Origin of the sequence: Clostridium sp. MCC353 (assembly GCF_018785315.1) — a bacterium.
In the GTDB taxonomy this organism is placed as follows: domain Bacteria; phylum Bacillota; class Clostridia; order Lachnospirales; family Lachnospiraceae; genus CHH4-2.
In genome coordinates this window covers 1-24978 of record NZ_WQPN01000143.1, presented here as the reverse complement: position 1 = coordinate 24978, position 24978 = coordinate 1, and the positions used below count along the sequence as shown (strand labels likewise).

The window sequence follows — 24978 nt, the reverse complement described above, 5'->3', positions numbered from 1 at the left end:
GCAATGCGTATAGTTTTTATGGGAACACCGGAATTTTCCGTGAATGTTCTGGTATCACTGGTCAATGCGGGCCATGAAGTGACGGCTGTAGTAACACAGCCGGATAAGCCTAAGGGGAGAGGAAAGGCCGTTTTGATGACTCCGGTTAAGGAAAAAGCCCTGGAATACCAGATTCCGGTCTATCAGCCGGTGAAAGTTAAGGACCCTGAATTTATAAAAATACTTGAAGATCTGAATCCTGATGTGATTGTGGTGGTCGCCTTCGGACAGATCGTTTCGCAGGCCATTCTGGATATACCAAAATATGGGTGTGTGAATATCCATGCTTCCCTGCTTCCAAAATACAGAGGATCGGCTCCGATCCAATGGGCAATTATCGATGGTGAAAAAGAGACAGGAATAACCACCATGATGATGGATGCGGGAATCGATACGGGAGATATGCTGGAAAAAGTCATAATTCCCATTGATAAAGACGAAACCGGCGGAAGCCTTCATGATAAATTGAGCGCCGCAGGAGCTGAGTTAATTCTTTCCACCCTGGAAGGGCTTGAAAAGAAGACCATCGTGCCCGTTCCCCAGACAGACGAAGGCACCTGTTATGCCAGCCGTCTGACAAAAACGCTGGGAGACATTGACTGGAATGCTTCCGCGGCGTCCATAGAGCGGCTGATCCGGGGATTAAACCCATGGCCAAGTGCGTATACTATGTGGAATGGAAAGACGTTAAAGATCTGGTCCGCCCAGGTGGCCGAATGGAGCGGAGAAGGAACGCCGGGGCAGGTTGTGGCCTGCGATTCGGACACTCTGGTGGTTAAAACAGGAGACCAGGCGCTTTCAATTAAAGAACTACAGCTGGAAGGAAAGAAACGGATGGATATATCCTCTTTTTTAAGAGGATATGCCGTTGAATGCGGTACTGTTTTTGAAAGGAGAGAGTAATATGTTTTATTATTATGATCCAACGATGATTTTGGTGCTCATAGGAGCCATGCTGTCCATGTGGGCGTCCTCCAGAGTACAGTCTACGTTTAATAAGTATTCCAAGGTGAGAAGCATGACCGGAATGACAGGTGCGGAGGCGGCCAGAAGGCTTTTAAATGCCCAGGGCATCTATGATGTTACCGTCCGCTCGGTGCCGGGGCAGCTGACCGACCATTACGACCCGCGGAATAAAACGCTGAACCTGTCGGATTCGGTATACGGTTCCAGTTCCGTTGCGTCCATCGGCGTTGCGGCCCATGAATGCGGCCACGCAATCCAGGATAATGTGGGATACGCACCGTTGAAGATCAGAGGGGCATTCGTTCCGGTTGCCAATTTTGGGGCCAAATTATCCCTGCCTTTGATCTTAATCGGCATGTTGATCGGCTTTACCTCCTTCATAGAGGTGGGAATCTGGATGTTTGTGCTGGTTGTTTTATTTCAGGTGATCACACTTCCGGTAGAATTCAACGCCTCTTCACGGGCGGTGGCCCTTTTGGGAGAAACAGGGATATTACGGGATTCGGAACTGGATCATACGAAAAAAGTGCTTGGAGCGGCAGCGCTCACCTATGTGGCGGCCGTGGCAGCTTCTGTTTTGCAGCTGCTCCGCTTAATAATCCTGTTTGGAGGAAGAAGAAACCGTGACTAAATCGGTAAACAGCAGAGAAATCGCACTGGATGTGCTATATGAAATACTTGAGAACAACGGGTACAGCCATATTGTGCTCAGACAGGCATTGGGCAAATACCAGTATCTGGATAAGACAGAGCGTTCCTTTATCACGAGAATCGTGGATGGAACCCTGGAATATCTGATCCAGATCGACTACATGATAAACCAGCTCTCAAAAGTAAAAGTAAAGAAGATGAAGCCGATGATCCGGACCATTCTGCGCATGTCGGTATACCAGATCGTGTATATGGACCGGGTGCCGGATTCCGCAGCCTGTGACGAGGCTGTGAAGCTGGCTGTTAAAAGAAGATTTCAGGGGTTGAAGGGCTTTGTAAATGGAGTTTTACGGAATATTGCCCGGCAGAAAGAAACCTTTGTCTGGCCGGACGATTCGGTACGCTATTCGATCCCTGAGTGGATTTTAAAGCTGTGGGAAACAAAGTACAGCTCTGGTACCATAGAGGCCATGGCCCAATCCTTTTTAAAACCATCGAAACTGGCAGTGCGCTGCAATTTGGACAGAGCTTCCAAAGAACAGATTACGGAAAGTTTGAAAGAGCAGAAGGTTCGGATTGAAACTTCTGCTTATTCTGATATTATTTTATTCCTGTCGGAATATGATTATCTGGAAGGACTTCACGCCTATATGGAAGGCTGGATCCAGGTGCAGGATATGAGTTCCAGCTTTGTGGCCCAGGCGGTTCCATTAAAACAGGGGGATTACGTGATTGACGTATGCGGCGCTCCGGGCGGAAAAAGCCTCCATGTGGCCGACCGGTTAAAAGGGACAGGGCAGGTGGATGTCAGGGACTTGAGCGAACAAAAGGTGAATCTGATACGGGAAAATATAAGCAGGACCGGATTTTCCAATATTCAGGCAAAGGTTCAGGACGCCCTGGAATTTGATCCGGATTCTGTGGAAAAGGCGGATGTGCTTTTAGCCGATCTGCCCTGTTCCGGTTTGGGAATCATGGGAAAGAAGCCGGATATTAAGGTCAATATGACCAAAGAGAAGGCAGATGATCTGGCAAAGCTGCAGAGGGAGATTCTGTCGGTAGTCTGGCAGTATGTGAAACCGGGCGGGTATCTGGTATACAGCACCTGTACGGTCAATCCTGAAGAAAATGAAGAAAATGCGAAGTGGTTCAGGGATCATTATCCGTTTGAACCGGTCAATATAGAAGGACGGTTAGGGGAAAATCTGAAAGAAGAGTCCATGAAAGAAGGCTGTATCCAGCTTCTTCCCGGCATCCATCCCTGCGATGGTTTCTTCCTTTCGGTATTTTGCAGAAAGTAGATATGGAAAAGAAAGATATTAAGTCATTAAACCTGGAAAATTTAACAAAGATAGTATCGGAGCTTGGAGAAAAGCCGTTTCGCGCAAAGCAGATTTACCAGTGGATGCATGTGAAGCTGGCTGCCGGTTTCGACGAGATGACAAACCTGCCCAAACAACTGAGGGAACAATTAATAGAAACCTGTGAACTCACGGTGCTTGAAACTGCGGATATGAAAGTATCCCAAATTGACGGAACCAGAAAGTATCTGTTCCGGCTTCACGACGGCAATGTGATTGAAAGCGTTCTGATGAAATACAAACACGGCAATTCTGTCTGCATTTCTTCCCAAGTGGGGTGCCGGATGGGCTGCCGTTTCTGTGCGTCCACCTTAGACGGCCTGGAACGGAATCTGACGCCGGCGGAAATGCTGGATCAGATTTACCGGATACAGGCTTCCACAGGAGAACGGGTATCGAATGTGGTCGTGATGGGTTCGGGAGAGCCTATGGATAATTATGATAACCTGGTACAGTTTATCCGCTTGATTTCAGATGAAAACGGGCTCAACATCAGCCAGAGAAACATAACGGTGTCCACCTGTGGGATCGTGCCCGGCATCAGGAAACTGGCACGGGAACATTTTCAGATCACCCTGGCGCTTTCATTGCATGCGCCCAATGATGAGGTGAGAAAAAGCCTGATGCCGGTTGCAAAAAGTTATAAGCTTTCCGATGTGCTGGCGGCCTGCCATGAGTACTATCTGGAAACAGGCCGGAGGCTGACCTTTGAATACAGCCTTGTAAGCGGCGTGAATGATAATCTGGAAGAGGCCAGGGCTTTGGCAGACCTGATAAAGGACCAGCACGGACATGTAAATCTGATTCCCGTCAATCCCATAAAAGAACGGGATTATGTCCAGTCGGGCCAGAAAGCCATCCAGGCGTTTAAAAATTATCTTGAAAAAAACGGAATTAATGTTACTATAAGAAGGGAAATGGGCCGGGATATAAATGGCGCCTGTGGACAGCTTAGAAAAAGTTTTATGGATAAGGAGGGATGAGGATAGATGCAGGCATATGCGTTGACAGATGTTGGAAGAGTCAGAACCATGAATCAGGATTACATTTTTTCCTCATCGGCCGGGATCGGCTCATTAGCGAATCTTTTTATTGTGGCAGACGGCATGGGAGGCCATAAAGCGGGGGATTATGCGTCCAGATTTATGGTGGAACAGCTTGTGGAATATATGAATCATCAGGAAAGTATGGGCATCGTCCCTGCTTTGGAATCGGGGATTCAAAAGATCAACCGGGAATTATATGAAAAGTCAATAGAAGATGAACGTCTGTCCGGAATGGGCACCACTCTTGTGGCGGCTACGGTGGATCAGGATACCCTGTATGTGGCAAATATCGGAGACAGCCGGCTGTATGTGGTCGGAGAACAGATCAGGCAGGTGACCAAAGACCATTCCTATGTGGAGGAGATGGTTTCTTTGGGACAGATGGAGCGTGGGAGCGAGGATTACCAGGCTAACAAGAACATAATCACCAGGGCTGTGGGGACGAAGGACACGCTGAATATCGATTTTTTCGAAGTGACGCTGAATCCGGGGGAGTATATTCTCCTCTGTTCCGATGGGCTTTCCAATATGGTGGAGGATGAGGAAATCCGCCGTATCGTATCTTCGGACCGGAACTTAAAACAGAAAACAGAGGATCTGGTCAGTGAGGCCAATCACCATGGTGGGAAGGACAATATTGCCGTTATTCTTATAGACCCCCAATTAAGTGAGGTGAGGTCATGTTAAGAACCGGAATTTTTTTACAAAACCGTTATGAAATCTTAGATGTGATAGGATCAGGCGGAATGTCTGATGTTTATAAGGCCAAGTGCCATAAACTGAACCGTCTGGTAGCCATTAAAGTATTAAAGGATGAATTCAGCACAGACGCCAATTTTGTGAGCAAATTTAAGATGGAAGCCCAGGCTGCCGCCGGACTGTCCCATCCGAATATTGTAAATGTTTACGATGTTGTGGACGAAGAATATCTTCATTACATCGTGATGGAACTGATCGAGGGGATCACCCTCAAAAAGTACATAGTTAAAAAAGGCCATCTGGAAGTAAAGGAGACCATCGGCATCTCCATCCAGGTGGCTCAGGGACTTGCCGCCGCCCATGAACAGAGGCTGGTTCACCGGGACATCAAACCGCAGAACATTATCATCAACCGGGACGGTAAGGTGAAAGTGGCTGATTTTGGAATCGCAAGGGCTGTCAGCGCCCAGACCCAGGGGGCGACAGCCATCGGTTCCGTTCATTATATATCGCCGGAGCAGGCCAGAGGCAGGCTCAGTGACGCCAGAAGCGATATCTATTCCCTGGGCATTACCATGTATGAGATGGTTACGGGAAGAGTGCCGTTTGAAGGGGATAATACGGTTACCGTAGCGCTGGCCCATTTGGAAGAGCCGATTACCAGGCCCAGCGTATATAACCCCGATATACCCCAGTGTCTGGAAAACATCATTTTGAAATGTACGGAGAAGAGGCCGGAACGCCGGTATTCATCTGCGGCGGAGCTGATCGGCGATCTGAGAAAGGCGCTGGTTTCTCCGGAACGGGATTTTGTAAAACAGGCGCCCCATCAGGAAATCATGGGTCAGACAAGGCCCATTACGTCTGAGGAGATGGAACAGATTAAAGAGGGAAACCGGAAACAGGCGCCTTATGAGCCTGTGCCCTATGAACCGGAACCGATGGTGAGAAAAACACAGAGGCCTTCAGTACAGAAACCGAAAAAGGAGCCGGACGATGATATCAATCCCAAAATTGAGAAGCTGATGACTCTTGCGGGAGTTGCTGTAGCCGTTATCATTGTTGTGATCCTGGTGTTTGTGGTGATGAAGCTGGGAGGCATTTTCAGTCTGGGTTCGGGAAAAACACCGACCCAGGAAAGCCAGACGGATGTAACGGCTGAGAGCACCTTAAACGATACAGAGGTGGCCATGCCGGATGTATTTGACCTGCCGGAGGATTTAGCTGAGACGAAGTTAAAAGAGAGCACTCTGATCATGAAAATCGCCGGGTATGAGGATTCGGACACCATAGTTAAGGGCCATGTGATTTCCCAGGAGAATAAGGCCGGAACACCAGTGCCCAAGTATTCAACGGTGAATGTGGTGGTCAGCAACGGTTCCAATAAAATTGACCTGGATGAATTGAAGCTTACGGATTTGAACGGGGAGGCTGCAAAACGGCTTCTGGAGACAAAAAAACTGGTGGTATCCACGGTGGAGGAAAATAACGACACCATTGAAAAAGGCAAAGTGATCCGTTACGAGCCCCAAAGCGTAAAAGAGGGAGAAAATGTCACCCTTTATATCAGTTCCGGCCCTGCTGTGACGATGAAAATCGTTCCCAATATCACAGGGCAGATGGAAGAAATCGCCATCGGGATGCTGGTAGATGCCGGCTTTATTCCGGGAACGGCCACAACCGAACCCAGCGATACGGTGGAGCCTGGCGTTATCATACGACAGGTGGAATCGCCAAGCAGCCAGCTTCCGGAAGGATCGTCAATTTCTTATGTGGTGAGTTCCGGTCCGGCGGAGGACAGCAGGCGCTATATCGCCTCCTTAAATGAAACCTATGATCTGAGCAATCTGATCGGTCCAGGTTCGGGAACCACCAGCGTTACGATCATGATCCGTTTAAAACAGGTGGTAAACGGGGAAACTGAATATAAAACGCTGATGCAGCCCCAGACATTGAGCGGCAACATAACGCTTCCTGTAAATTTACCGGTTATCGAAGGCGCTAAAGGAGTGACGGAAGGGGAAGTGGAGATCGTGGAAACCAACACGGATGCTGTGCTGAAATCTTACCCGGTAACATTTATAGTGATGGATTAATTCAGGATGGAATGTGAATGACAGGAAAAATTATAAAGGGAATTGCCGGATTCTATTATGTTCATGACGGGAATCAAACCGTGTATGAATGCAAGGCAAAAGGAATTTTCAGAAATAAAAAGATAAAACCCCTGGTGGGGGATAACGTGGAGATCACCATACTCGATGAGGTGGAATGTGAGGGAAATATCGACCGGATTCTGCCCCGGGAAAACAGTCTGATCCGCCCGGCGGTTGCCAATGTGGATCAGGCCCTGGTGGTGTTTTCCATCCTTCACCCGGAACCGAATCTGAACCTGCTGGACCGTTTTTTAGTGATGATGAAGTGTGCCAATGTGCCTGTTTCAATTTTATTCAATAAAGTAGACCTCTCAGACCAAACGATCATAGATAAATACAAAAAGATCTATGAACCGGCCGGATATGAGGTGCTTTTTACCAGCACATATGAGGAAACCGGAATCGATATGGTCCGGGGGCTTCTGCGCGGGAAAACAACGGTTTTAGCCGGTCCGTCAGGCGTTGGGAAATCCTCCCTCATCAACATGATACAGCCGGAGGCGGGCATGGAAACGGGGACGATCAGTGAGAAGATTCAAAGGGGAAAACACACCACCAGACATTCCCAGTTGTTTTATATTGAAAAGGATACATTTATGATGGACACTCCCGGATTCAGTTCCATGTTTGTGGAAAACATGGAGGCAGAGGAGCTGAAAAATTATTTCCCGGAATTCGGGGAGTTTGAAGAAGGATGCAGGTTCCTTGGATGCGTTCATATAGGAGAAAAAATCTGTGGAATCAAACAGGCAGTGGAGGACGGCAGGATCAGCTCCAGCCGCTACGAAAATTACCGGTTGATGTATCAGGAATTAAAGGACAGAAGGAGATATTAATATGTTTTGTTTAGCACCATCTATTTTGGCGGCGGATTTTAAGGAACTGGGGAAACAGGTTCAGACTGTGGATAAAGCAGGTGCCCAGTATATTCATATCGATGTGATGGACGGGGCCTTCGTGCCCAGCATTTCTTTTGGAATGCCTGTGATCGCCAGTTTAAGGAGCTGCACGGAAAAGGTGTTTGACGTTCACATGATGGTAGAGGAACCGGGACGTTATGTGGATGATATGAAAAAAGCGGGTGCGGACTTAATCTGCGTCCATGCGGAGGCCTGCGTTCATTTAGACCGTACCGTAAACCAGATTAAGGAAGCCGGATTAAAGGTGGGGGTTGCGTTGAACCCTGCCACTCCCATAAGCGTGCTGGAATACATTCTGCCCCAACTGGACATGGTGCTTCTCATGACCGTAAACCCCGGATTCGGAGGTCAGAAATTCATCCCCTATACTCTTGATAAGATCCGCAGTCTGCGGGCAAAATGCAGGGAATTGGGGCTTTCTACGGATATCCAGGTGGACGGTGGGGTGACCCCGGATAATGTCAGAACTCTGATGGAAGCGGGAGCCAACATCTTTGTGGCCGGTTCCGCTGTCTTCAACGGTGATGCGGCTGCCAATACAAAGGCATTTTTAGATATATTTAAGGAATGTGAGGATAAATGGACGGTTTAATTCTTACCGGCGGAAGCCTTGATCTGGCTTTCGCTGATTCTTTATTGGAGAAATACCGATTTGATAAAATGGTGGCAGTGGACGGGGGGCTGAAGGCGGTTAAAGAGCTGGGGCTGAAACCCGATGCCATTGTAGGGGATTTTGATACGGCCTCTCCGGAGATTGTGGATGAATATAAAAGGATGGCAGGTCCCGTTACCTGGGATATCCACAAACCGGAAAAGGACGAGACGGACACGGAACTGGCGCTGGCTGTGGCGGCCAGGCTGGGCTGCACCCGGGTGCTGATATTAGGGGCTACCGGCGGCAGGCTGGATCACCTTTTGGCCAATATCCATCTGCTTTATTACTGCCAGGAGATGGGGATGGAGGGGCGGATTGCCGATCCGCAGAACTATTTGTATCTGTTGATGGGGAAAAAGGAGTTTTATAAATCCGATGTATGGGGCAGGTATATATCCTTTATTCCTTTTACCGAACAGGTGACCGGCATAACCTTAAAAGGGTTTAAATATCCGCTGAATAAGAAGAACATCAAAATCGGCAGAGAATCCGGCCTCTGTGTCAGCAATGAGCTGACCGGGGAAAGGGGAAGTATTGAATTTGACAGCGGTATCCTGATCTGCGTGGAATCAAAGGATTAACTGGTATGGTTAAAAAGTGACAGACTGGATATTTATAGCAATCCACTTGCATGCTATGATAGGGAAAATTGATTTGCAAGGGAGAGCTTATGATGATTAACAAAGAGAATGAAAAAGTTTACAAGATTGTGATTACGGCATTGATGGCAGCTTTATGCTATGTGGCATTTACCTTTTTGAAGATCCCGATTCCCACCTTCGGCGGGGATATGGTGGCCCTGCATATCGGCAACGCGTTCTGCGTGCTGGCTGCCCTGCTTTTAGGCGGTGTTTACGGCGGGCTGGCCGGATCTTTGGGAATGACCATAGCGGATATTCTGGATCCGGTTTATATCACCAGCGCGCCTAAAACATTTATCCTGAAGCTGTGCATTGGCTTGATCGCCGGGTTTATTGCCCATAAAATTGCCCATATTACCGATAATCACGATTCTAAATACGTGCTGAAATGGACGCTGATTTCATCCATAGCAGCGCTGGGGTTCAATGTTATCATGGATCCCATTGTGGGTTATTTTTACAAAAATTTCGTATTAGGAGTGGAGTCGTCAGCGGCAAAGATCATGTCCACCTGGGCGGCGGGCGTTACATTTATCAACGCGGTAGCCGGTACTCTGGTTGTGGTGTTCGTGTATATGGCGGTGAGGCCGGTGCTGAAAAAAGCCGGATTATTCTTCCATATCGGCTGATGTCCTCCTTTTGTGTGGAGTTCATATGAATGATTATCATCAGAAAAAATTAGCAGTAATCAATGATTTGTCAGGATATGGCCGCTGTTCCCTAACAGCGGCTATTCCTGTTATATCGGCGCTGAAGGTGCAGGCCTGCCCGGTTCCCACCGCAGTCCTTTCCAACCACCTGGCCTTTCCGGCCTGTTATTTTCAGGATTTTACGGAACATATGGTTCCCTATCTCCAGGCATGGAAGCAGTTGGAACTGTCCTTCGACGGCATTTTGACCGGATTTTTGGGATCGGAAAGCCAGATTGAAATCGTTTCAGGTATGATCCGGGATTTTAAGGGAAAGAATACAAAAGTAATCATCGATCCCATTATGGGGGATCATGGGAAACCATACAAAACGTTTGATGGGCGGATGTGCGGCCGGATGAGAGAACTGGTGTCCTTAGGGGATGTGGTGACGCCGAATCTGACGGAAGCCTGCATTCTCACAGGCATGGAATATAAAAAAGACGGATGGAAACGGGACGAATTAAAGGACATGGCCCTGAAGATTCTGGATATCGGTCCGAAAGAAGTGGTAATTACCGGAATAAATGAAGGCGGATTTTTAGTGAACGTAATTGCAGGACCGGATGAGATCAGGTTCCAGAAGATGAAGAGGGTGGGGCATGAGCGGCCCGGAACCGGAGATATTTTTTCCGCCATCACAGCGGCCAGCCTTCTGCAGGGGGAGGATCTTTTGACAGCCGCCAGAAAATCAGCCGGATTTATAAAGGCATGCATTCTCAAATCAGAGGAATTAAATATTCCGGTAAACCATGGGGTCTGCCTGGAAGAAATGCTCTGTCTGCTGGTGAAATAAGGAAAAAGGTCTTTCCTTTGCGTTTAAAATGTAGTATACTCACGTATGATTATACTACATTTTTTATATCACAGGAAATCGTATCGCTATGGGTCCGCGGTATAGAATTTAGGAGGAAAATTATGTTAGATTTAAAGTTTGTCAGAGAGAACCCTGAAATTGTAAAGCAGAATATCAGAAACAAGTTTCAAGATAGTAAATTAGGATTGGTCGATGAAGTGATCGCTTTAGACGCTGAAAACAGGGCTGCCAAGTCGGAAGCAGACAGTTTAAGAGCGGACCGCAATAAATTTTCAAAGCAGATCGGCGCTTTGATGGGACAGGGGAAAAAGGAAGAAGCGGAAGAGTTAAAGGCTAAGGTGAATGCCGATTCTGCCCGCCTGGCTGAGTTAGAAGCAAAGGAGACGGAACTGGAAGCCAAGATCAAAAAGATCATGATGACCATACCAAATATCATCGATCCCAGCGTGCCCATTGGAAAAGACGACAGCGAAAACGTGGAAGTGGAACGATATGGCGAGCCGGTTGTACCGGAATTTGAAATTCCTTACCACACGGAGATCATGGAGAGCTTTGAAGGCATTGATTTAGACAGCGCCAGAAAGGTTGCAGGAAACGGATTTTATTATCTGATGGGAGATATTGCAAGACTTCATTCCGCAGTGATCTCTTATGCCAGGGATTTTATGATAGGCCGTGGGTTCACATACTGTGTGCCTCCATTTATGATCAGAAGCGAAGTGGTTACGGGAGTTATGAGTTTCGCTGAGATGGACGCTATGATGTATAAAATTGAGGGCGAGGATTTATACCTGATCGGAACCAGCGAACATTCCATGATCGGTAAGTTTATCGATACCATCATACCGGAAGACAAGCTGCCTAAGACCCTGACAAGCTATTCCCCTTGTTTCCGCAAGGAAAAAGGCGCTCACGGACTGGAAGAGCGGGGAGTTTACCGCATCCATCAGTTTGAGAAACAGGAGATGATCGTTGTCTGCAAACCGGAAGACAGCATGATGTGGTACGATAAGTTATGGCAGAACACGGTAGATCTGTTCCGTTCCCTGGATATCCCGGTGAGGACACTTGAATGCTGTTCCGGCGATCTTGCCGACCTGAAAGTGAAATCCGTGGATGTGGAGGCATGGTCTCCGAGACAGAAAAAATATTTCGAAGTGGGAAGCTGCTCTAACTTAGGTGACGCGCAGGCGCGCCGGTTAAAGATCCGTGTCAATGGAGAAAAGGGGAAATATTTTGCCCATACGCTCAATAACACGGTAGTTGCCCCGCCGAGAATGCTGATCGCATTTTTAGAGAATAATCTGCAGGCAGACGGCAGTGTTAAGATCCCGACGGCATTGCAGCCATACATGGGCGGCATGACAGAGATCAGGAAAAAATAAACAGTACGGGAAACCGTGGGAATAAGGGAGGATTAAGATGATTAAATTTAACCATTATAATTTCAACGTTTTAGATTTAGACAAAAGTCTGGCTTTTTACAAAGAAGCCCTGGGCTTAGAGCCGGTGAGAGAGAAGACCGCATCCGATGATTCTTTTAAGCTGGTTTATTTAGGAGATGGAATTACAGAGTTTTCACTGGAATTAACCTGGCTGAGAGACAGGAAAGAGCCTTATAACCTGGGGGAATGTGAATTCCATCTGGCATTCCGTACCGATGAATACGATGCCTTTTATGAAAAACACAAAAAGATGGGAATCATCTGCTTTGAAAATCCGGCTATGGGGATTTATTTTATCGCAGACCCGGACGGGTATTGGATTGAGATTGTGCCGGAACGTTGATTGAAGAAATTCTAAGAAAGAATATCCGGAATCGAAAACAATGAATGTATGACAAGTTAGAGGCAGGAAGCGGCGCCGTACGCCCTGGAAAGGGGCACAGCGCCGCTTTTATTGGTTTCATATGGTGTAAGTATTTATTACCGCCGGACACATTCCATTTTTTATTCAACCACTGTAAAATCCGCGCTGGGAATCGCCAACAGGGAATAATTGGTATGGTAGATCACGAATCCCGGTGCTCCCCCCGCTGCTTTCTTCACATTCTTCCGCTGAATATAATCGATTTCCACTTTATCATTATTCCTGCCCTTGGAATAATAGGCCGCCAGGGCGCCTGCTTCCTCAAAGACGCGGTCGGGGAGCTCTTTTCCCTCTGTTTTTACGATCACATGAGATCCCGGAATCCCTTTGGCATGGAACCACCAGTCATTGCCTCCGGCCACTTTAAAGGTCAGCTCTTCGTTCTGATAGTTGTTTTTCCCAACATAGATATGGAAACCGTCGGACGAAATGTAGTGGAAGGGCCTGCTTGTGATCTTCTGTTTTTTTGTCCCCGTATATCGGCGGCGGATATAGCCGTATTCGGTCAGCTCCTCTTTGATCTGAACCAGATCTTCTTCCAAAAGGGCGATATCCAAAGCTGTGCTGATGGACTCCAAGTGCTCGATTTCCCGTTTGGTTTCCAGGGTCAGTTCGGAAAGCGCTTCATACGTCCGCTTCATCTTGTTATATTTGTCAAAGAATTTCTGGGAATTCTCCCGGGCTGTCAGTTGGGGATCCAGAGGAATTTTAATTTCCTCATTGGTATAGTAATTTAGACATTTCAGTTCTTTTTCACCGCCGGACAGCTCATATCCATAAGTGTTCAGCAGTTCTCCGTAAACCTTATATTTTTCCCGCTTGTCCGTATCCTTCAGCTGTTTTAACTGGAGATCATACTTTTTATAATTGCGCTCCAGGGCTGTCTGCACGATTTTCCGTAAATCCACCGATTTCTGCCGGATTCTGGTGATGGCGTTTTTGGCGGCATAATAGGTTTCCAGAAGCTGGCTCACCGTATCAAAGGTGCGGGCCGTATAACCGCCCCCTTCATAGCAGGTGAGGGGTAATGCGGAAAATTCCACCGGTTCATCCTGTCTGTAAATGATATTCGGTGAAAAATTCCCTGTTTTTACATCTTCCATCATGAAAGAAAAAGTTCTGTAGAGATGAATCAGTTCCGCTTCGGACAGTCCATTGGCCGAAAGATCGGGATTCAGGGAAGCCAGATGACAGAGTTCTTCTCCGATGATGGGGCTGATTCCCGTAAATCTCATGTACAAGGCCTTTTGAAGAGGGGCAGGGGTGGAGTTCATTGCCTGCTTAAAATCCTCTTCGCTGACAGAGAGGGGATCATATTTTTCCGTCGTATGGGGAATAAAATACTCCCGGCCAGGCAGCACCTCCCGGACAGAGCTGACCTGAGCCGAAATGTGTTTGATGCTGTCGATGATCACCCCGTCTTCCCGGCAGAAAATAATATTGCTGTGTTTTCCCATCAGCTCCACGATCAGCGTTTTCTTCCGCATATCCCCCAGTTCATCCAAATGTTCGATTTCCAACTGGATAATCCGCTCCAGCCCCGGCTGGCTTACTGCGGTGATCTTCCCATTACCGATGTGTTTTCTCAACAGCATACAGAAATTAGGCGCTGTCATAGGGCTGGGCTTGTTGTTTTCCGTAAAATAGGCCAAGGGCAGGCTGGCGCTGGCCGACAGCAGAAGCCGGTACGTTTCCCTGTTATTCTTTACCGTAAACAGGAGTTCGTCCTTTTCCGGCTGTGCGATTTTCGATATTTTTCCGCCCTCCAGGCGGTCTTTTATTTCCTTTGTCAAATTTGCAATTATAATTCCGTCAAATGCCATAAATTCCCCGTTCCGCCGCTTCCTGCGGCTAATTTAAGTAGTACGAGTGATCAGTATACCACAAATTCATTTATTTTAAAATAGTGCAGGAGGCATGTCCGTTTGCAATGTGGTGTCATATCAGGTATAATGGATTGTGGAAACATTGACGATAACAGCAGTTTAAGAGCCGGATTAATGAAAAAAGAGAAAAAAAACAGATTTTTACATAACAACAGCATACGATATACGATTTTCATTTATTTTACAGTGACCGCGTTGGCGGCCAGCCTTCTCATCACCTTTTCCATTTACCAGCGGTTGTCCTCCCAAGTATTGGAGACGGTGAAGGAAGAGAACCAGAGCCTGATCAACCAGGTGGCCCGTTCGGTTGAGAGCTATCTCCGTACAGTCATGAGGCTGTCCGATTCCCTCTACTACGGGGCCGTAAAAAATGCGGATTTATCTTCGGAATCCGTTAACAGCGAGATCACACTGCTCTATGATAATAACAAGGATAATGTGAGCAATATCGCCCTGTTTTCCCAGGACGGGACCATGGTAGAGGCCGTACCGGCCGCCAGAATCAAGACGAATCTGGACGTGACAGGGGACGCCTGGTTCACAAATGCCCTTGAGAAGACGGAAAACCAGCATTTTTCCAATCCTCATGTCCAATACATTTTTGACGGGAATGAAAACCAGTACCGCTGGGTGATCTCTCTGTCAAGGGCTGTGGAGCTGACGGAAGGGCCGTCAACCGCCCAGGGCGTCCTTTTGGTGGATTTGAGCTATTCCAGCCTGGAACATTTATTCAATGGAGTGACCACAGGCACCGGCGGCTATGTCTACCTGATCAGCAGTGACGGAGAGATTTTATACCATCCGAAAATCCAGTTGATCGATTCGGGGCGGGTTCGGGAAAACAATCTGGCTGTGGCCGGATATAAGGACGGCAATTATCTGGAGGAGTTTGACGGAAAAGAGCGGATCGTCACCGTTAAATCCATCGGTTATACCGGATGGAAAGTGATTGGAGTCACCCCTAAAAATGTAGTTTCTTTGAATACGATCAAGACCAGGCTGTTCATCGTATTCATAATAATGCTGATCCTTTTTATTCTGATGCTGATTAATTCCTATATCTCATCCAGAATCACCAACCCGATCAAGGAGCTGGAAAAATCCGTAGGCAATATCGAGGAAGGGGACTTAGAAACCCCTGTGTACTCCGGCGGCTCCTACGAAATCCAGCATTTGGGTACTTCCATCAACAATATGGCCCGGCAGATCCGTGTCCTGATGGACGACATCGTGAAGGAACACGAGGCCAAGAGAAAGCAGGAGTTTGACACTCTGCAGTCGCAGATCAACCCTCATTTTCTCTACAACACCCTGGATATTATCGTTTGGATGATTGAAAATGAACAGAAAGCGGAGGCGGTCAAAGTGGTCACTGCCCTGGCCCGTTTTTTCCGCATCAGTTTGAGCAAGGGGAAGAGCATCATAACCGTAAAAGACGAGCTGGAACATGTGCGCAACTATCTGATGATCCAGCACATGCGTTTTAAAAATAAATTTTCTTACTACATCAATGCCGATGAGGACTGCCTGGAATTTGCCAGTCTAAAGCTGATGCTTCAGCCGCTGGTGGAAAACGCCATTTATCACGGCATGGAATTTATGGACGGAGACGGGGAGATCAACCTGCGGGTTTGGCAGGACGGGGATGATTTATATTTTTCCGTCCGTGATAACGGGCTGGGAATGACGAAGGAGCATGTGGAAAGCTTGTTCACGGAATCGATCCATGTGACCTCCACAAAAGGATCAGGAATCGGGGTTAAGAATGTCAATGAGCGGATCAAGCTGTATTTTGGCGAGGAATACGGCCTCACCATAGCCTCGGAGCTGGACGAAGGGACGGAAATTATCATCCGCCTTCCTGCGGTGCCCTACAGCCGGATCCAGCATAGCGGAACCACAGCTCACAAACGACCGGCAGAACGAACGGAGGAAGAGAGATGACAAAACAAGAAAAGATCATTTGGGGCCTGCTGGCGGCAGTCCTGATCATCCTGTTTCTGCTGTCCTCAACAGACTTGATTATCAAGGAGAAGAAAACAGAGATATACCCCGTGTCCGTGATCGTCGGGGATACGACGGATGATTATTATGTGAATTTCCACAAAGGCGTGGACAAAGCTGCGGATGAATACAATGTGGATGTCAATTTCATCACCTTGTATGAAAAAGGTGACGTGAAGGAACAGATGGAACTGCTGGAAAGGGAGATCGGCGACGGGACAAAAGCGGTGGTTTTGGATCCCATCAAACCGTTGGAATGCGCTGCGGCCTTGAACGGAATGACCCTTAACAGCCCTCTCATCATCATGGGAAACCTGTTTTCCCATGATAAGGTGAGAGGAGGTATCTCGGAAGATTACGGGGAATCGGGCAGGATGCTGGGAGAGGCCATTGTCAGCGGGAATCAGGCGGAAGTGCCGGTCTTTGTGTTCACAGAGGGATTGGATTACGGCTATAACAGAGAGGCGTATAACAGCCTTTTTAGAGTGCTTACAGAGGCCGGTTTCCGAACTTTTCTTTATGAAAAAGATAAAGAGAGTTCAGGAAACTCCGCTTCGTATCAGAATGAAGACTTGTTCCGAAAGGCCATAGAAGAGACGGTATCTTTGGGAAGCGGGAAAGCGGTCATTGCGGCGCTGGATGTCCAGAGCCTGGATTCGGCGGCCGACATCGTGAAGGAGAGCCAGGGCTACAGCAAATATATCTCAGGCCTTTACGGAATCGGGAGCACAACCAAAGTGCTGAACCGGATGGATCAGGGAATTGTGAAAGGGCTGGTAGTTTCAAACCAGTTCGACGCCGGTTATTTAAGCATTGTAAAAGCGGTGGAGGCCATCGAAAAGAGCCGGAAACGGGAACAGATTGTGCTGGAATCCTACTATATTGAAAAAGAAGATTTACAGGAGAGCAGGTTTGAAAAGATCCTGTATCCCATCGAGTAAAGATAACAGCGGGAGGACAAATGAAAAAGAGACAAGTATTGATTGCCGCGCTGGCGGTGATTTTTATTCTGGGGGCCGGCTGCATATACATTCAAAGCCGCAGTCATGTGGAGAAAGAGGAAAAAAAGACCCTGAGGATCGGAGTGGCGCTGTATCGCGGAGACGATCCATTTATCAACCATATCTGTGGAAAGATCGTGGAGACGGCGAAATCATATGAAAAGGAGACGGGGATCAAAGTGATTCTCGATGAGGTGGATGGAAAGGGAGACCAGAATCTGCAGAACAGCCAGGTGGACCGTTTCATTTCCCTGGGAGTGGATGCTCTCTGCGTCAATCTGGTGGACCGTTCCGTTGCCTCTTATATAATCAGCAAGGCCATGGACGCGGATATTCCCGTGGTATTTTTCAACCGGGAGCCGGTGGAAGAGGATATGAGGCGGTGGGAAAAGCTCTATTATGTGGGGGAAGACGCCAGGGAGGCGGCAGTCCTCCAGGGCGGGATTCTGGTAGACGCTTATAAAAAGGATCCATCCTCCCTGGATTTAAATGGTGACGGCAAAGTGGGCTATGTGCTTCTGGAAGGTGAAACCGGCCATCAGGATTCCCTGATCAGAACCGAATGGTCGGTCAGAACCGTGAGGGACGGAGGAGTCCCGTTAGAAAAGATTACAGGGGGAATCGGAAACTGGGAAAGGAGCCAGGGGTCCGCATGGATGGAACAGTGGCTGGACGAATTCCCGGATGAGATTGAGCTGGTGATCAGCAACAATGATGAAATGGCTCTTGGCGCGGCGGAAGCGCTGATGCGCAAGGAAATAACCAAACCGGTCAAGATCGTTGGCATCGACGGAACCCCCCAGGGAATGGAAGGCCTGCGGACGGGAAAACTGTTTGGAACAGTCCAGAGCGACAGCGAAGAGTACGCCCAGGTTGTGTTCCGGATAGCCGCTGCTGCGGGATTGGGACAGAATGTACAGGATACCGTAGAACTGAAAGACGGGAAATACTATAACTGCAGTCAGGCTGCCAGGACAGTTGATGACGAAAAAGAATAAAATTACAGAGAAAAAGGCAGGTTAACTGATGTATACGGTAATTATAGCAGACGATGAAGAAGCGTTAAGAAAAGCGATTATCAAAAGGATTGATTGGAATTCCGTGGGATTTGAGGTGATCGGAGAGGCGGAAAACGGAGCAGAGGCATTGGAGCTTGTGGAAAAACTGGGGCCGGACCTGCTGCTGACAGATATCAGGATGCCCTTTATTTCCGGCATCGATCTGGCAAGACAGGCAAGGGAAATCAGGCCGTATATGCAGATTGCATTTTTAAGCGGCTATGAGAGCTTCGCCTACGCCCAGCAGGCCATTCAATATAATATTATCAGCTATCTTTTAAAACCCATCTCCGCCGAAGAGCTGACGGAAGAGATGAAGCGGATCAAGGAAAAACTGGACAAACGGTTTGCCAATTTAAAAAGGGGGATCCAGGACGGAGACTTCAGTGAGAGGGAACGCCGGATGGAACTGGCCGAATTCCTGCTGCCCATGCTGATGGACCAGGATGAACCGATGCAGGAGCTGAGCCGGGAGAGAAAGCTTCTGATGGAACAGAGGGCCTCAGAACTGGGGCTGCGCAGATTTCCCGCCGAGAACGTCTGCTACATGGTCCTGGTGACCGGATTTTTCGGCGGCAGCGGGGAGAATATGACCGCTGTGGAACATGTGAATTTTGTGAACTCAATCCTGAAGAAATATGTGCAGTTCGGAAGTGTGATTTCCAAAAGAAAGGTGATCTCCGTCATTTCAGCCGGAGGCCGGGATATGGGAAAATATATCCATATTCTGGTGACGGAGATTTTACAGAGTGCGGAGAGAATTCTGGGCCTTAAATGCAGAATCGGCGTCAGCCGGGATTTTCCGGAAGTGTTCATGAGCGGCGTGGCCTATTCGGAGGCAGTGGCCGCCATGCACTATGTGCCTTCAGACGCTGCGGGAGTGCAGTTCATATCAGATACGGAATCAGGCGAATTCCAAAAATTCGAATACATTGAGGAAATCGTGGCGGAACTGGATCAGATCATCAAGACCGGCAGCAGGGGAGAACTGGAGAAGTTTTTGACAGGCTTGTTTTCCCGGGTCAGCGGGGAGAAAGAGATGAAGAGCAGCCGCGACCTTTTGGTTATACAGATTATAGCCTCGGTGTACCGTACCGTGAGCATGGCCCTTAATAATAATGTGCCCATGGAAGTGCTGTCCAAGTTTTCATTTTTGGAGAAGGGCTTTACCAGGGAATCTCTGGATGAGGTGCAGGCCAAGGTGACCAGCCTCTGCCGCCAGGCCCAGGATATTATCGCCAACCACAGAAAAGTCAGTTCCGAACTCTTATCAGATAAGGCGCTTCAGCTGATTGAGACGGGCTTTGCCGATGAAACCATGACTTTGGTATCTTTGAGCGAACAGCTCCATATCAGTTCCAATTATCTGAGCGCCACCATTAAAAAGACGACGGGGGAAACATTTATCAGCCTTCTGACAAAAAAGAGGATGGAAAAAGCAAAAGAGTACCTTCTCTGCACCCCGATGAAGATACAGGAGATCGCCGCCCGCTGCGGTTACAGCGACCAGCATTATTTCAGCTACTGCTTTAAAAAGTACTACGGAAAATCCCCTAATAAAATGAGAGACGGAACGGAGAAATAGGGGATATTTTGTCGTTTAGGTGATTTTTTATAATTAGCAGGGTGAATACGATAAGAATTTTAACATTTTGCATAAGAATTTCTATTTAAAATGCCCGGATATTTCTATATACTGTTACTTGTAACCAAGTTCATTAAATATCTAAGGAGGAATTTAAAATGAAAAAAATGTTAAGCGTTGCACTTGCGTGCTCTATGGCAGTCACCCTTGCAGCCTGCGGCGGCGGCTCCAAGCCTACTGAGGCTCCGACAACGGCGGCTGGTAAAACGGATACAACAGCTGCACCGGCAGACAACACAACGGCAGCACCGGCAGAAACCGAAGCGGCTAAGGTGGAGAATAAGGATAAACCGTTAGTATGGTTTAACCGCCAGCCATCCAGCAGTGCTACCGGAGCCCTTGATATGACGGCTCTGAATTTCAACGAGGATACATATTACGTAGGTTTCGATGCAAATCAGGGTGCTGAACTCCAGGGTACCATGGTTAAAGATTATATCGAGAAAAATATTGATACGATTGACCGCAACGGCGACGGAATCATCGGTTACGTTCTGGCAATCGGAGATATCGGACATAACGATTCCATCGCACGTACAAGAGGTGTCCGCAGGGCGCTGGGTACAGGCGTTGATAAAGACGGCAACATCAACAGCGAGCCGATCGGTACAAACACAGAAGGCAAAGCAACCGCTGTACAGGATGGAACCATTGAAGTCGGCGGAAAGACCTATACGGTTAGAGAGCTTGCTTCTCAGGAAATGAAGAACTCAGCCGGAGCCACATGGGATGCTGCAACAGCAGGTAATGGTATCGGCACATGGTCTTCCTCTTTCGGCGATCAGATTGATATCGTAGTTTCCAATAACGATGGTATGGGCATGTCCATGTTCAATGCATGGTCTAAAGATAATAATGTTCCTACATTCGGATATGACGCGAACAGTGATGCGGTAGCCGCCATTGCAGAAGGCTACGGGGGAACCATCAGCCAGCATGCGGATGTTCAGGCTTATTTGACACTTCGTGTTCTTCGTAATGCTCTGGACGGAGTTGATGTTAATACTGGTATCAGCACAGCAGACGACGCTGGAAACGTGCTGAGCGATGACGTATTTATCTACAAAGCAGACGAACGTTCCTACTATGCTTTAAACGTGGCTGTAACTGCTGACAACTATCAGGATTTTACAGATTCCACAATGACTTATGCACCTGTTTCAAATCAGCTTGATGAAGCAGCACATCCGACAAAGTCCGTATGGCTGAATATCTACAATTCATCTGATAACTTCCTTGGCTCAACTTATCAGCCGCTTCTTCAGAAGTATGATAAGCTTCTCAACCTCAAGGTAGACTATATCGGCGGTGACGGACAGACAGAGTCCAACATCACAAACCGTCTTGGAAATCCGAGCCAGTATGATGCATTTGCCATCAACATGGTTAAGACAGATAATGCGGCATCTTATACATCCTTACTTAATCAGTAATTTCCATTGAAATAAAGGTGGGCAGCTATTAGGGAGAAGAAATTCTCCCTAATAATTTCTTATAATAATCAGGCGTTAATCGCTTCGCCTGTGGGAAAACACTATAATACAGGAGTAAAAATAATGGCAGATAAGAAAGATGATATCGTCTTATCAATACGCGGTATGAGCAAGTCATTTGGCCGAAACCGGGTTCTGGATCGTATTAACCTGGATGTGAAACGTGGAACTGTCATGGGGCTTATGGGTGAAAACGGAGCCGGTAAGTCTACCATGATGAAGTGCCTTTTCGGCACTTATCAAAAAGACGAGGGAACTATCTTCCTGAACGGTAAGGAAGTCAGCTTTTCCGGACCCAAGGATGCTCTTGAAAACGGCATTGCGATGGTTCATCAGGAACTCAATCAATGTCTGGAAAGAAATGTAATTGATAATTTATTCCTCGGACGTTATCCGGTCAATTCCATAGGCGTAGTTGATGAAGGCAGAATGAAAAAAGAAGCTGCCGAGCTTTTCAGAAAGCTGGGCATGACCGTTAACCTCACTCAGCCGATGCGCAATATGTCTGTATCTCAGAGACAGATGTGTGAAATAGCCAAGGCCATTTCCTATAATGCCAAGGTGATCGTTCTCGATGAACCCACATCTTCGCTGACCGTACAGGAAGTCACCAAGCTCTTCGAGATGATGAGGATGTTAAAAGAGCAGGGAATCGCCCTGATCTATATCTCCCACAAGATGGATGAGATTTTTGAGATCTGTGACGAAATATCCGTACTGCGTGACGGCAACCTGGTAATGACAAAGAGTACCAGGGATGCGAATATGAACGAACTGATTTCGGCTATGGTCGGCCGTTCTCTGGATAACCGGTTCCCGCCGGTTGACAACACCCCCAAGGATGTTATTTTGTCCATACAGCATTTGTCTACAAAGTTTGAACCCCATCTGCAGGACGTCTCCTTTGATGTGAAAGAAGGCGAAATTTTCGGGCTTTACGGCCTTGTGGGCGCAGGACGTACAGAACTTCTGGAAACGATTTTCGGCGTCCGGACCAGGGCGGCGGGGCGTGTCTATTTGAACAACCGCCTTATGAATTTCAGCAGCGCCAAGGAAGCCATGGAACACGGGTTTGCCATGATCACTGAGGAACGAAAGGCAAACGGGCTGTTCCTCAAGGGGGATCTTACATTCAATACGACGATCGCGAATCTGGAGCAGTATAAGTCCGGCGTAGCCCTTTCCGATCCTAAGATGATCCGGGCGACTGCAAAGGAAATTAAAATCATGCATACCAAGTGCATGGGGCCGGATGACATGATTTCCAGCCTTTCCGGCGGCAATCAGCAGAAAGTTATTTTTGGAAAATGGCTGGAGCGCGGGCCGCAGATCTTTATGATGGACGAACCCACAAGAGGAATCGATGTTGGTGCAAAATATGAAATATACGAGCTGATCATCAATATGGCAAAACAGGGAAAAACAATCATTGTTGTTTCCTCTGAAATGCCGGAGATTTTGGGCATTACGAACCGTATCGGCGTTATGTCCAATGGACGCCTTTCTGGAATTGTTAATACAAAAGAGACAAATCAGGAAGAGCTTTTACGACTCAGCGCAAAATATCTATAATGGGGGGAATGACGGATATGGCTAATGGAAACAGTAAGACTCTGACGGTTGAACAGGAAATGAAACTGCGCCAGCCAATCGAGGATTATGTTGGTAAAATACAAAAACAGATCGACATCCTCAGAGCGGACGGCTCAAACAAGGTGGTTGCTCTTCAGAATAATATAGACAGGACGAAGAGGGACCGCAGCCTGGCGAAGGAAGAAAAAGAAGCCAGAATTGCCAGCGACAAAGCGCTGCTGGAAAAAGCGAAAGCAGTAGAAGAGAAAAACAAAGCGGAGATATCAAAATTAATTTCCGATGCGGAATCCTATCTTGCGGCACATTTTGATAAGGATTATTATCAGCCTTTGAAAGCAAGCTGCGACCAGGAAAAAATACAGGCAAAGGAAAAGAATAAACAGAAACTTGCCGAGCTGGAGAAATCGCACCAGGAAAATCTCTCAAAAATTACAGACCATCAGGAAATAAAAGACGAAAAATATGTTCATAAGAACCGTCTGTTTGACGCGAAAATGGAACTGGAAAAGGAGCTTCAGCAGATAAAAGACAGAAGGCATGCAGCCTTTGCCTGGAAATATCATCTGATCGACCTGCTCCGCATGTCAAAGTTTACCTTTATGGAGACGAGGGCACAGAAATGGGAAAACTACAAATACACATTCAACCGCAGGGCATTTTTCCTGCAGAATGGTTTGTATATCGCCATCATCCTGATTTTTATCGGGCTGTGTATCGCCACACCTATCATAAAAGGCGTACCTCTTCTTACGTATAACAATATTTTAAATATTCTGCAGCAGGCATCCCCGAGAATGTTTCTTGCTCTGGGCGTTGCCGGACTGATTCTCCTTACCGGTACGGACCTTTCAATCGGACGTATGGTTGGTATGGGAATGACAACTGCAACGATTATCATGCATCAGGGAATCAATACTGGCGCGGTTTTCGGCCATGTATTTGATTTTACAGGACTGCCCATCGGTGTAAGGGTTATTTTCGCGCTGTTTATGTGTATTCTTTTATGTACGTTCTTTACAGCGATCGGAGGCTTTTTCACAGCCAAATTTAAAATGCATCCTTTCATTTCAACGATGGCGAACATGTTAGTTATCTTCGGATTGGTTACATATGCAACAAAGGGCGTATCGTTCGGCGCCATTGAGCCGTCTATCCCTAAGATGATCATTCCGAAAATCAACGGATTCCCAACCATCATTCTCTGGGCTGTAGCGGCGATTGCAATCGTTTGGTTCATCTGGAATAAAACGACGTTCGGCAAAAACCTCTATGCGGTCGGCGGCAATCCGGAAGCGGCATCAGTTTCAGGTATTTCCGTATTCGCCGTAACCATGGGTGCTTTTATCATGGCTGGTATCCTTTACGGATTTGGTTCATGGCTTGAATGTGCGAGAATGGTCGGCTCCGGTTCCGCAGCTTACGGCCAGGGCTGGGAGATGGACGCAATTGCAGCCTGCGTAGTGGGCGGCGTATCCTTTACCGGAGGTATCGGTAAGATTTCAGGTGTTGTAGTCGGTGTATTGATCTTCACCGTACTCATCTATTCCCTTACCATCCTGGGTATTGACACAAATCTTCAGTTCGTATTCGAGGGTATCATCATCATTACGGCGGTTACACTTGACTGCCTGAAATATGTGCAGAAAAAATAAAAATCTGCTTTATATGTGTTGGCGGAAGTAACGCCATGAATCCAGGGGATGGGAACAGACGGGGGCGGAGGCCTGCTTGGAGGCTTGACGCCGGGCGGAGCGGAATCCGTTGGCGATGAAAACCGGCTTCCAACCGT

Annotated in this window: 21 protein-coding genes; 20 read left to right on the top strand and 1 reads right to left on the bottom strand. The window is 47.6% G+C overall.

The window, feature by feature from the left end; genetic code table 11:
• Positions 1-3 precede the first annotated feature (3 nt).
• The 13 genes from fmt to GPL15_RS22660 all read left to right on the top strand — a co-directional run bounded on the left by fmt (position 4) and on the right by GPL15_RS22660 (position 12428).
• The gene (gene fmt, locus GPL15_RS22720; protein ID WP_215700964.1) at positions 4-942 is read left to right on the top strand and encodes a methionyl-tRNA formyltransferase; all 939 of its coding nucleotides are present in this window, start codon (positions 4-6) and stop codon (positions 940-942) included.
• 1 nt (position 943) lies between these two features.
• Positions 944-1636, top strand: coding sequence for a zinc metallopeptidase (locus GPL15_RS22715; protein ID WP_215700963.1), 693 nt, complete (start codon positions 944-946; stop codon positions 1634-1636).
• Positions 1629-2957 carry a 16S rRNA (cytosine(967)-C(5))-methyltransferase RsmB gene (gene rsmB / locus GPL15_RS22710; RefSeq protein WP_215700962.1) on the top strand — a complete coding sequence of 443 codons (1329 nt, stop codon included), beginning with the start codon at positions 1629-1631 and terminating at the stop codon, positions 2955-2957. The genes GPL15_RS22715 and rsmB overlap by 8 nt, the downstream gene beginning before the upstream one ends.
• 2 nt (positions 2958-2959) lie before the next feature.
• The gene (gene rlmN / locus GPL15_RS22705; protein WP_215700961.1) at positions 2960-4000 is read left to right on the top strand and encodes a 23S rRNA (adenine(2503)-C(2))-methyltransferase RlmN; all 1041 of its coding nucleotides are present in this window, start codon (positions 2960-2962) and stop codon (positions 3998-4000) included.
• Between the two features lie 6 nt (positions 4001-4006).
• Positions 4007-4750, top strand: a complete 744-nt coding sequence (locus tag GPL15_RS22700) for a Stp1/IreP family PP2C-type Ser/Thr phosphatase (RefSeq protein WP_215700960.1) — start codon at positions 4007-4009, stop codon at positions 4748-4750.
• The gene (gene pknB / locus GPL15_RS22695) at positions 4744-6858 is read left to right on the top strand and encodes a Stk1 family PASTA domain-containing Ser/Thr kinase (RefSeq protein ID WP_215700959.1); all 2115 of its coding nucleotides are present in this window, start codon (positions 4744-4746) and stop codon (positions 6856-6858) included. Before GPL15_RS22700 ends, pknB begins: the two co-directional genes overlap by 7 nt.
• A gap of 17 nt (positions 6859-6875) precedes the next feature.
• Positions 6876-7754 (top strand): ribosome small subunit-dependent GTPase A, encoded by an 879-nt coding sequence (rsgA, locus tag GPL15_RS22690; protein WP_215700958.1) that lies wholly within the window; start codon positions 6876-6878, stop codon positions 7752-7754.
• 1 nt (position 7755) lies between these two features.
• Complete coding sequence (rpe, locus tag GPL15_RS22685) at positions 7756-8430, top strand: ribulose-phosphate 3-epimerase (RefSeq protein WP_215700957.1); 675 nt, start codon at positions 7756-7758, stop codon at positions 8428-8430.
• Positions 8418-9074, top strand: a complete 657-nt coding sequence (locus GPL15_RS22680; protein WP_215700956.1) for a thiamine diphosphokinase — start codon at positions 8418-8420, stop codon at positions 9072-9074. Before rpe ends, GPL15_RS22680 begins: the two co-directional genes overlap by 13 nt.
• Positions 9075-9169: 95 nt before the next feature.
• Complete coding sequence (locus GPL15_RS22675; RefSeq protein WP_346345028.1) at positions 9170-9763, top strand: ECF transporter S component; 594 nt, start codon at positions 9170-9172, stop codon at positions 9761-9763.
• Positions 9764-9788: 25 nt separating this feature from the next.
• Complete coding sequence (locus GPL15_RS22670; RefSeq protein ID WP_215700955.1) at positions 9789-10619, top strand: pyridoxamine kinase; 831 nt, start codon at positions 9789-9791, stop codon at positions 10617-10619.
• 122 nt (positions 10620-10741) lie between these two features.
• Entirely contained in the window at positions 10742-12025 is a 1284-nt protein-coding gene (gene serS, locus GPL15_RS22665; RefSeq protein WP_215700954.1) for a serine--tRNA ligase, read from the top strand.
• 37 nt (positions 12026-12062) lie between these two features.
• Positions 12063-12428 carry a VOC family protein gene (locus GPL15_RS22660; RefSeq protein WP_215700953.1) on the top strand — a complete coding sequence of 122 codons (366 nt, stop codon included), beginning with the start codon at positions 12063-12065 and terminating at the stop codon, positions 12426-12428.
• A 161-nt stretch (positions 12429-12589) separates the two neighbouring features.
• On the opposite strand, the gene GPL15_RS22655 is transcribed toward GPL15_RS22660, so the two are convergent.
• Positions 12590-14332, bottom strand: coding sequence for an NFACT RNA binding domain-containing protein (locus GPL15_RS22655; protein ID WP_215700952.1), 1743 nt, complete (start codon positions 14330-14332; stop codon positions 12590-12592).
• Positions 14333-14509: 177 nt separating this feature from the next.
• Here GPL15_RS22655 and GPL15_RS22650 point away from each other — a divergent pair, with 177 nt between their 5' ends.
• The 7 genes from GPL15_RS22650 (at position 14510) to GPL15_RS22620 (ending at position 24841) form a co-directional block, all read left to right on the top strand.
• Positions 14510-16339, top strand: coding sequence for a sensor histidine kinase (locus tag GPL15_RS22650; RefSeq protein WP_215700951.1), 1830 nt, complete (start codon positions 14510-14512; stop codon positions 16337-16339).
• The gene (locus GPL15_RS22645) at positions 16336-17340 is read left to right on the top strand and encodes a substrate-binding domain-containing protein (RefSeq protein WP_215700950.1); all 1005 of its coding nucleotides are present in this window, start codon (positions 16336-16338) and stop codon (positions 17338-17340) included. Before GPL15_RS22650 ends, GPL15_RS22645 begins: the two co-directional genes overlap by 4 nt.
• A gap of 20 nt (positions 17341-17360) precedes the next feature.
• Positions 17361-18398: a galactose ABC transporter substrate-binding protein gene (locus GPL15_RS22640; protein ID WP_215700949.1), complete on the top strand. Its 1038-nt coding sequence runs from the start codon at positions 17361-17363 to the stop codon at positions 18396-18398.
• 28 nt (positions 18399-18426) lie between these two features.
• A complete protein-coding gene (locus GPL15_RS22635) occupies positions 18427-20043 on the top strand; it encodes a response regulator (protein WP_215700948.1) in 1617 nt (538 codons plus the stop codon).
• A gap of 158 nt (positions 20044-20201) precedes the next feature.
• A complete protein-coding gene (locus GPL15_RS22630; protein ID WP_215700947.1) occupies positions 20202-21536 on the top strand; it encodes a substrate-binding domain-containing protein in 1335 nt (444 codons plus the stop codon).
• Between the two features lie 123 nt (positions 21537-21659).
• Entirely contained in the window at positions 21660-23168 is a 1509-nt protein-coding gene (locus tag GPL15_RS22625; protein WP_215700946.1) for a sugar ABC transporter ATP-binding protein, read from the top strand.
• Positions 23169-23185: 17 nt separating this feature from the next.
• Complete coding sequence (locus tag GPL15_RS22620; RefSeq protein WP_215700945.1) at positions 23186-24841, top strand: galactoside ABC transporter permease; 1656 nt, start codon at positions 23186-23188, stop codon at positions 24839-24841.
• Positions 24842-24978: the final 137 nt, after the last annotated feature.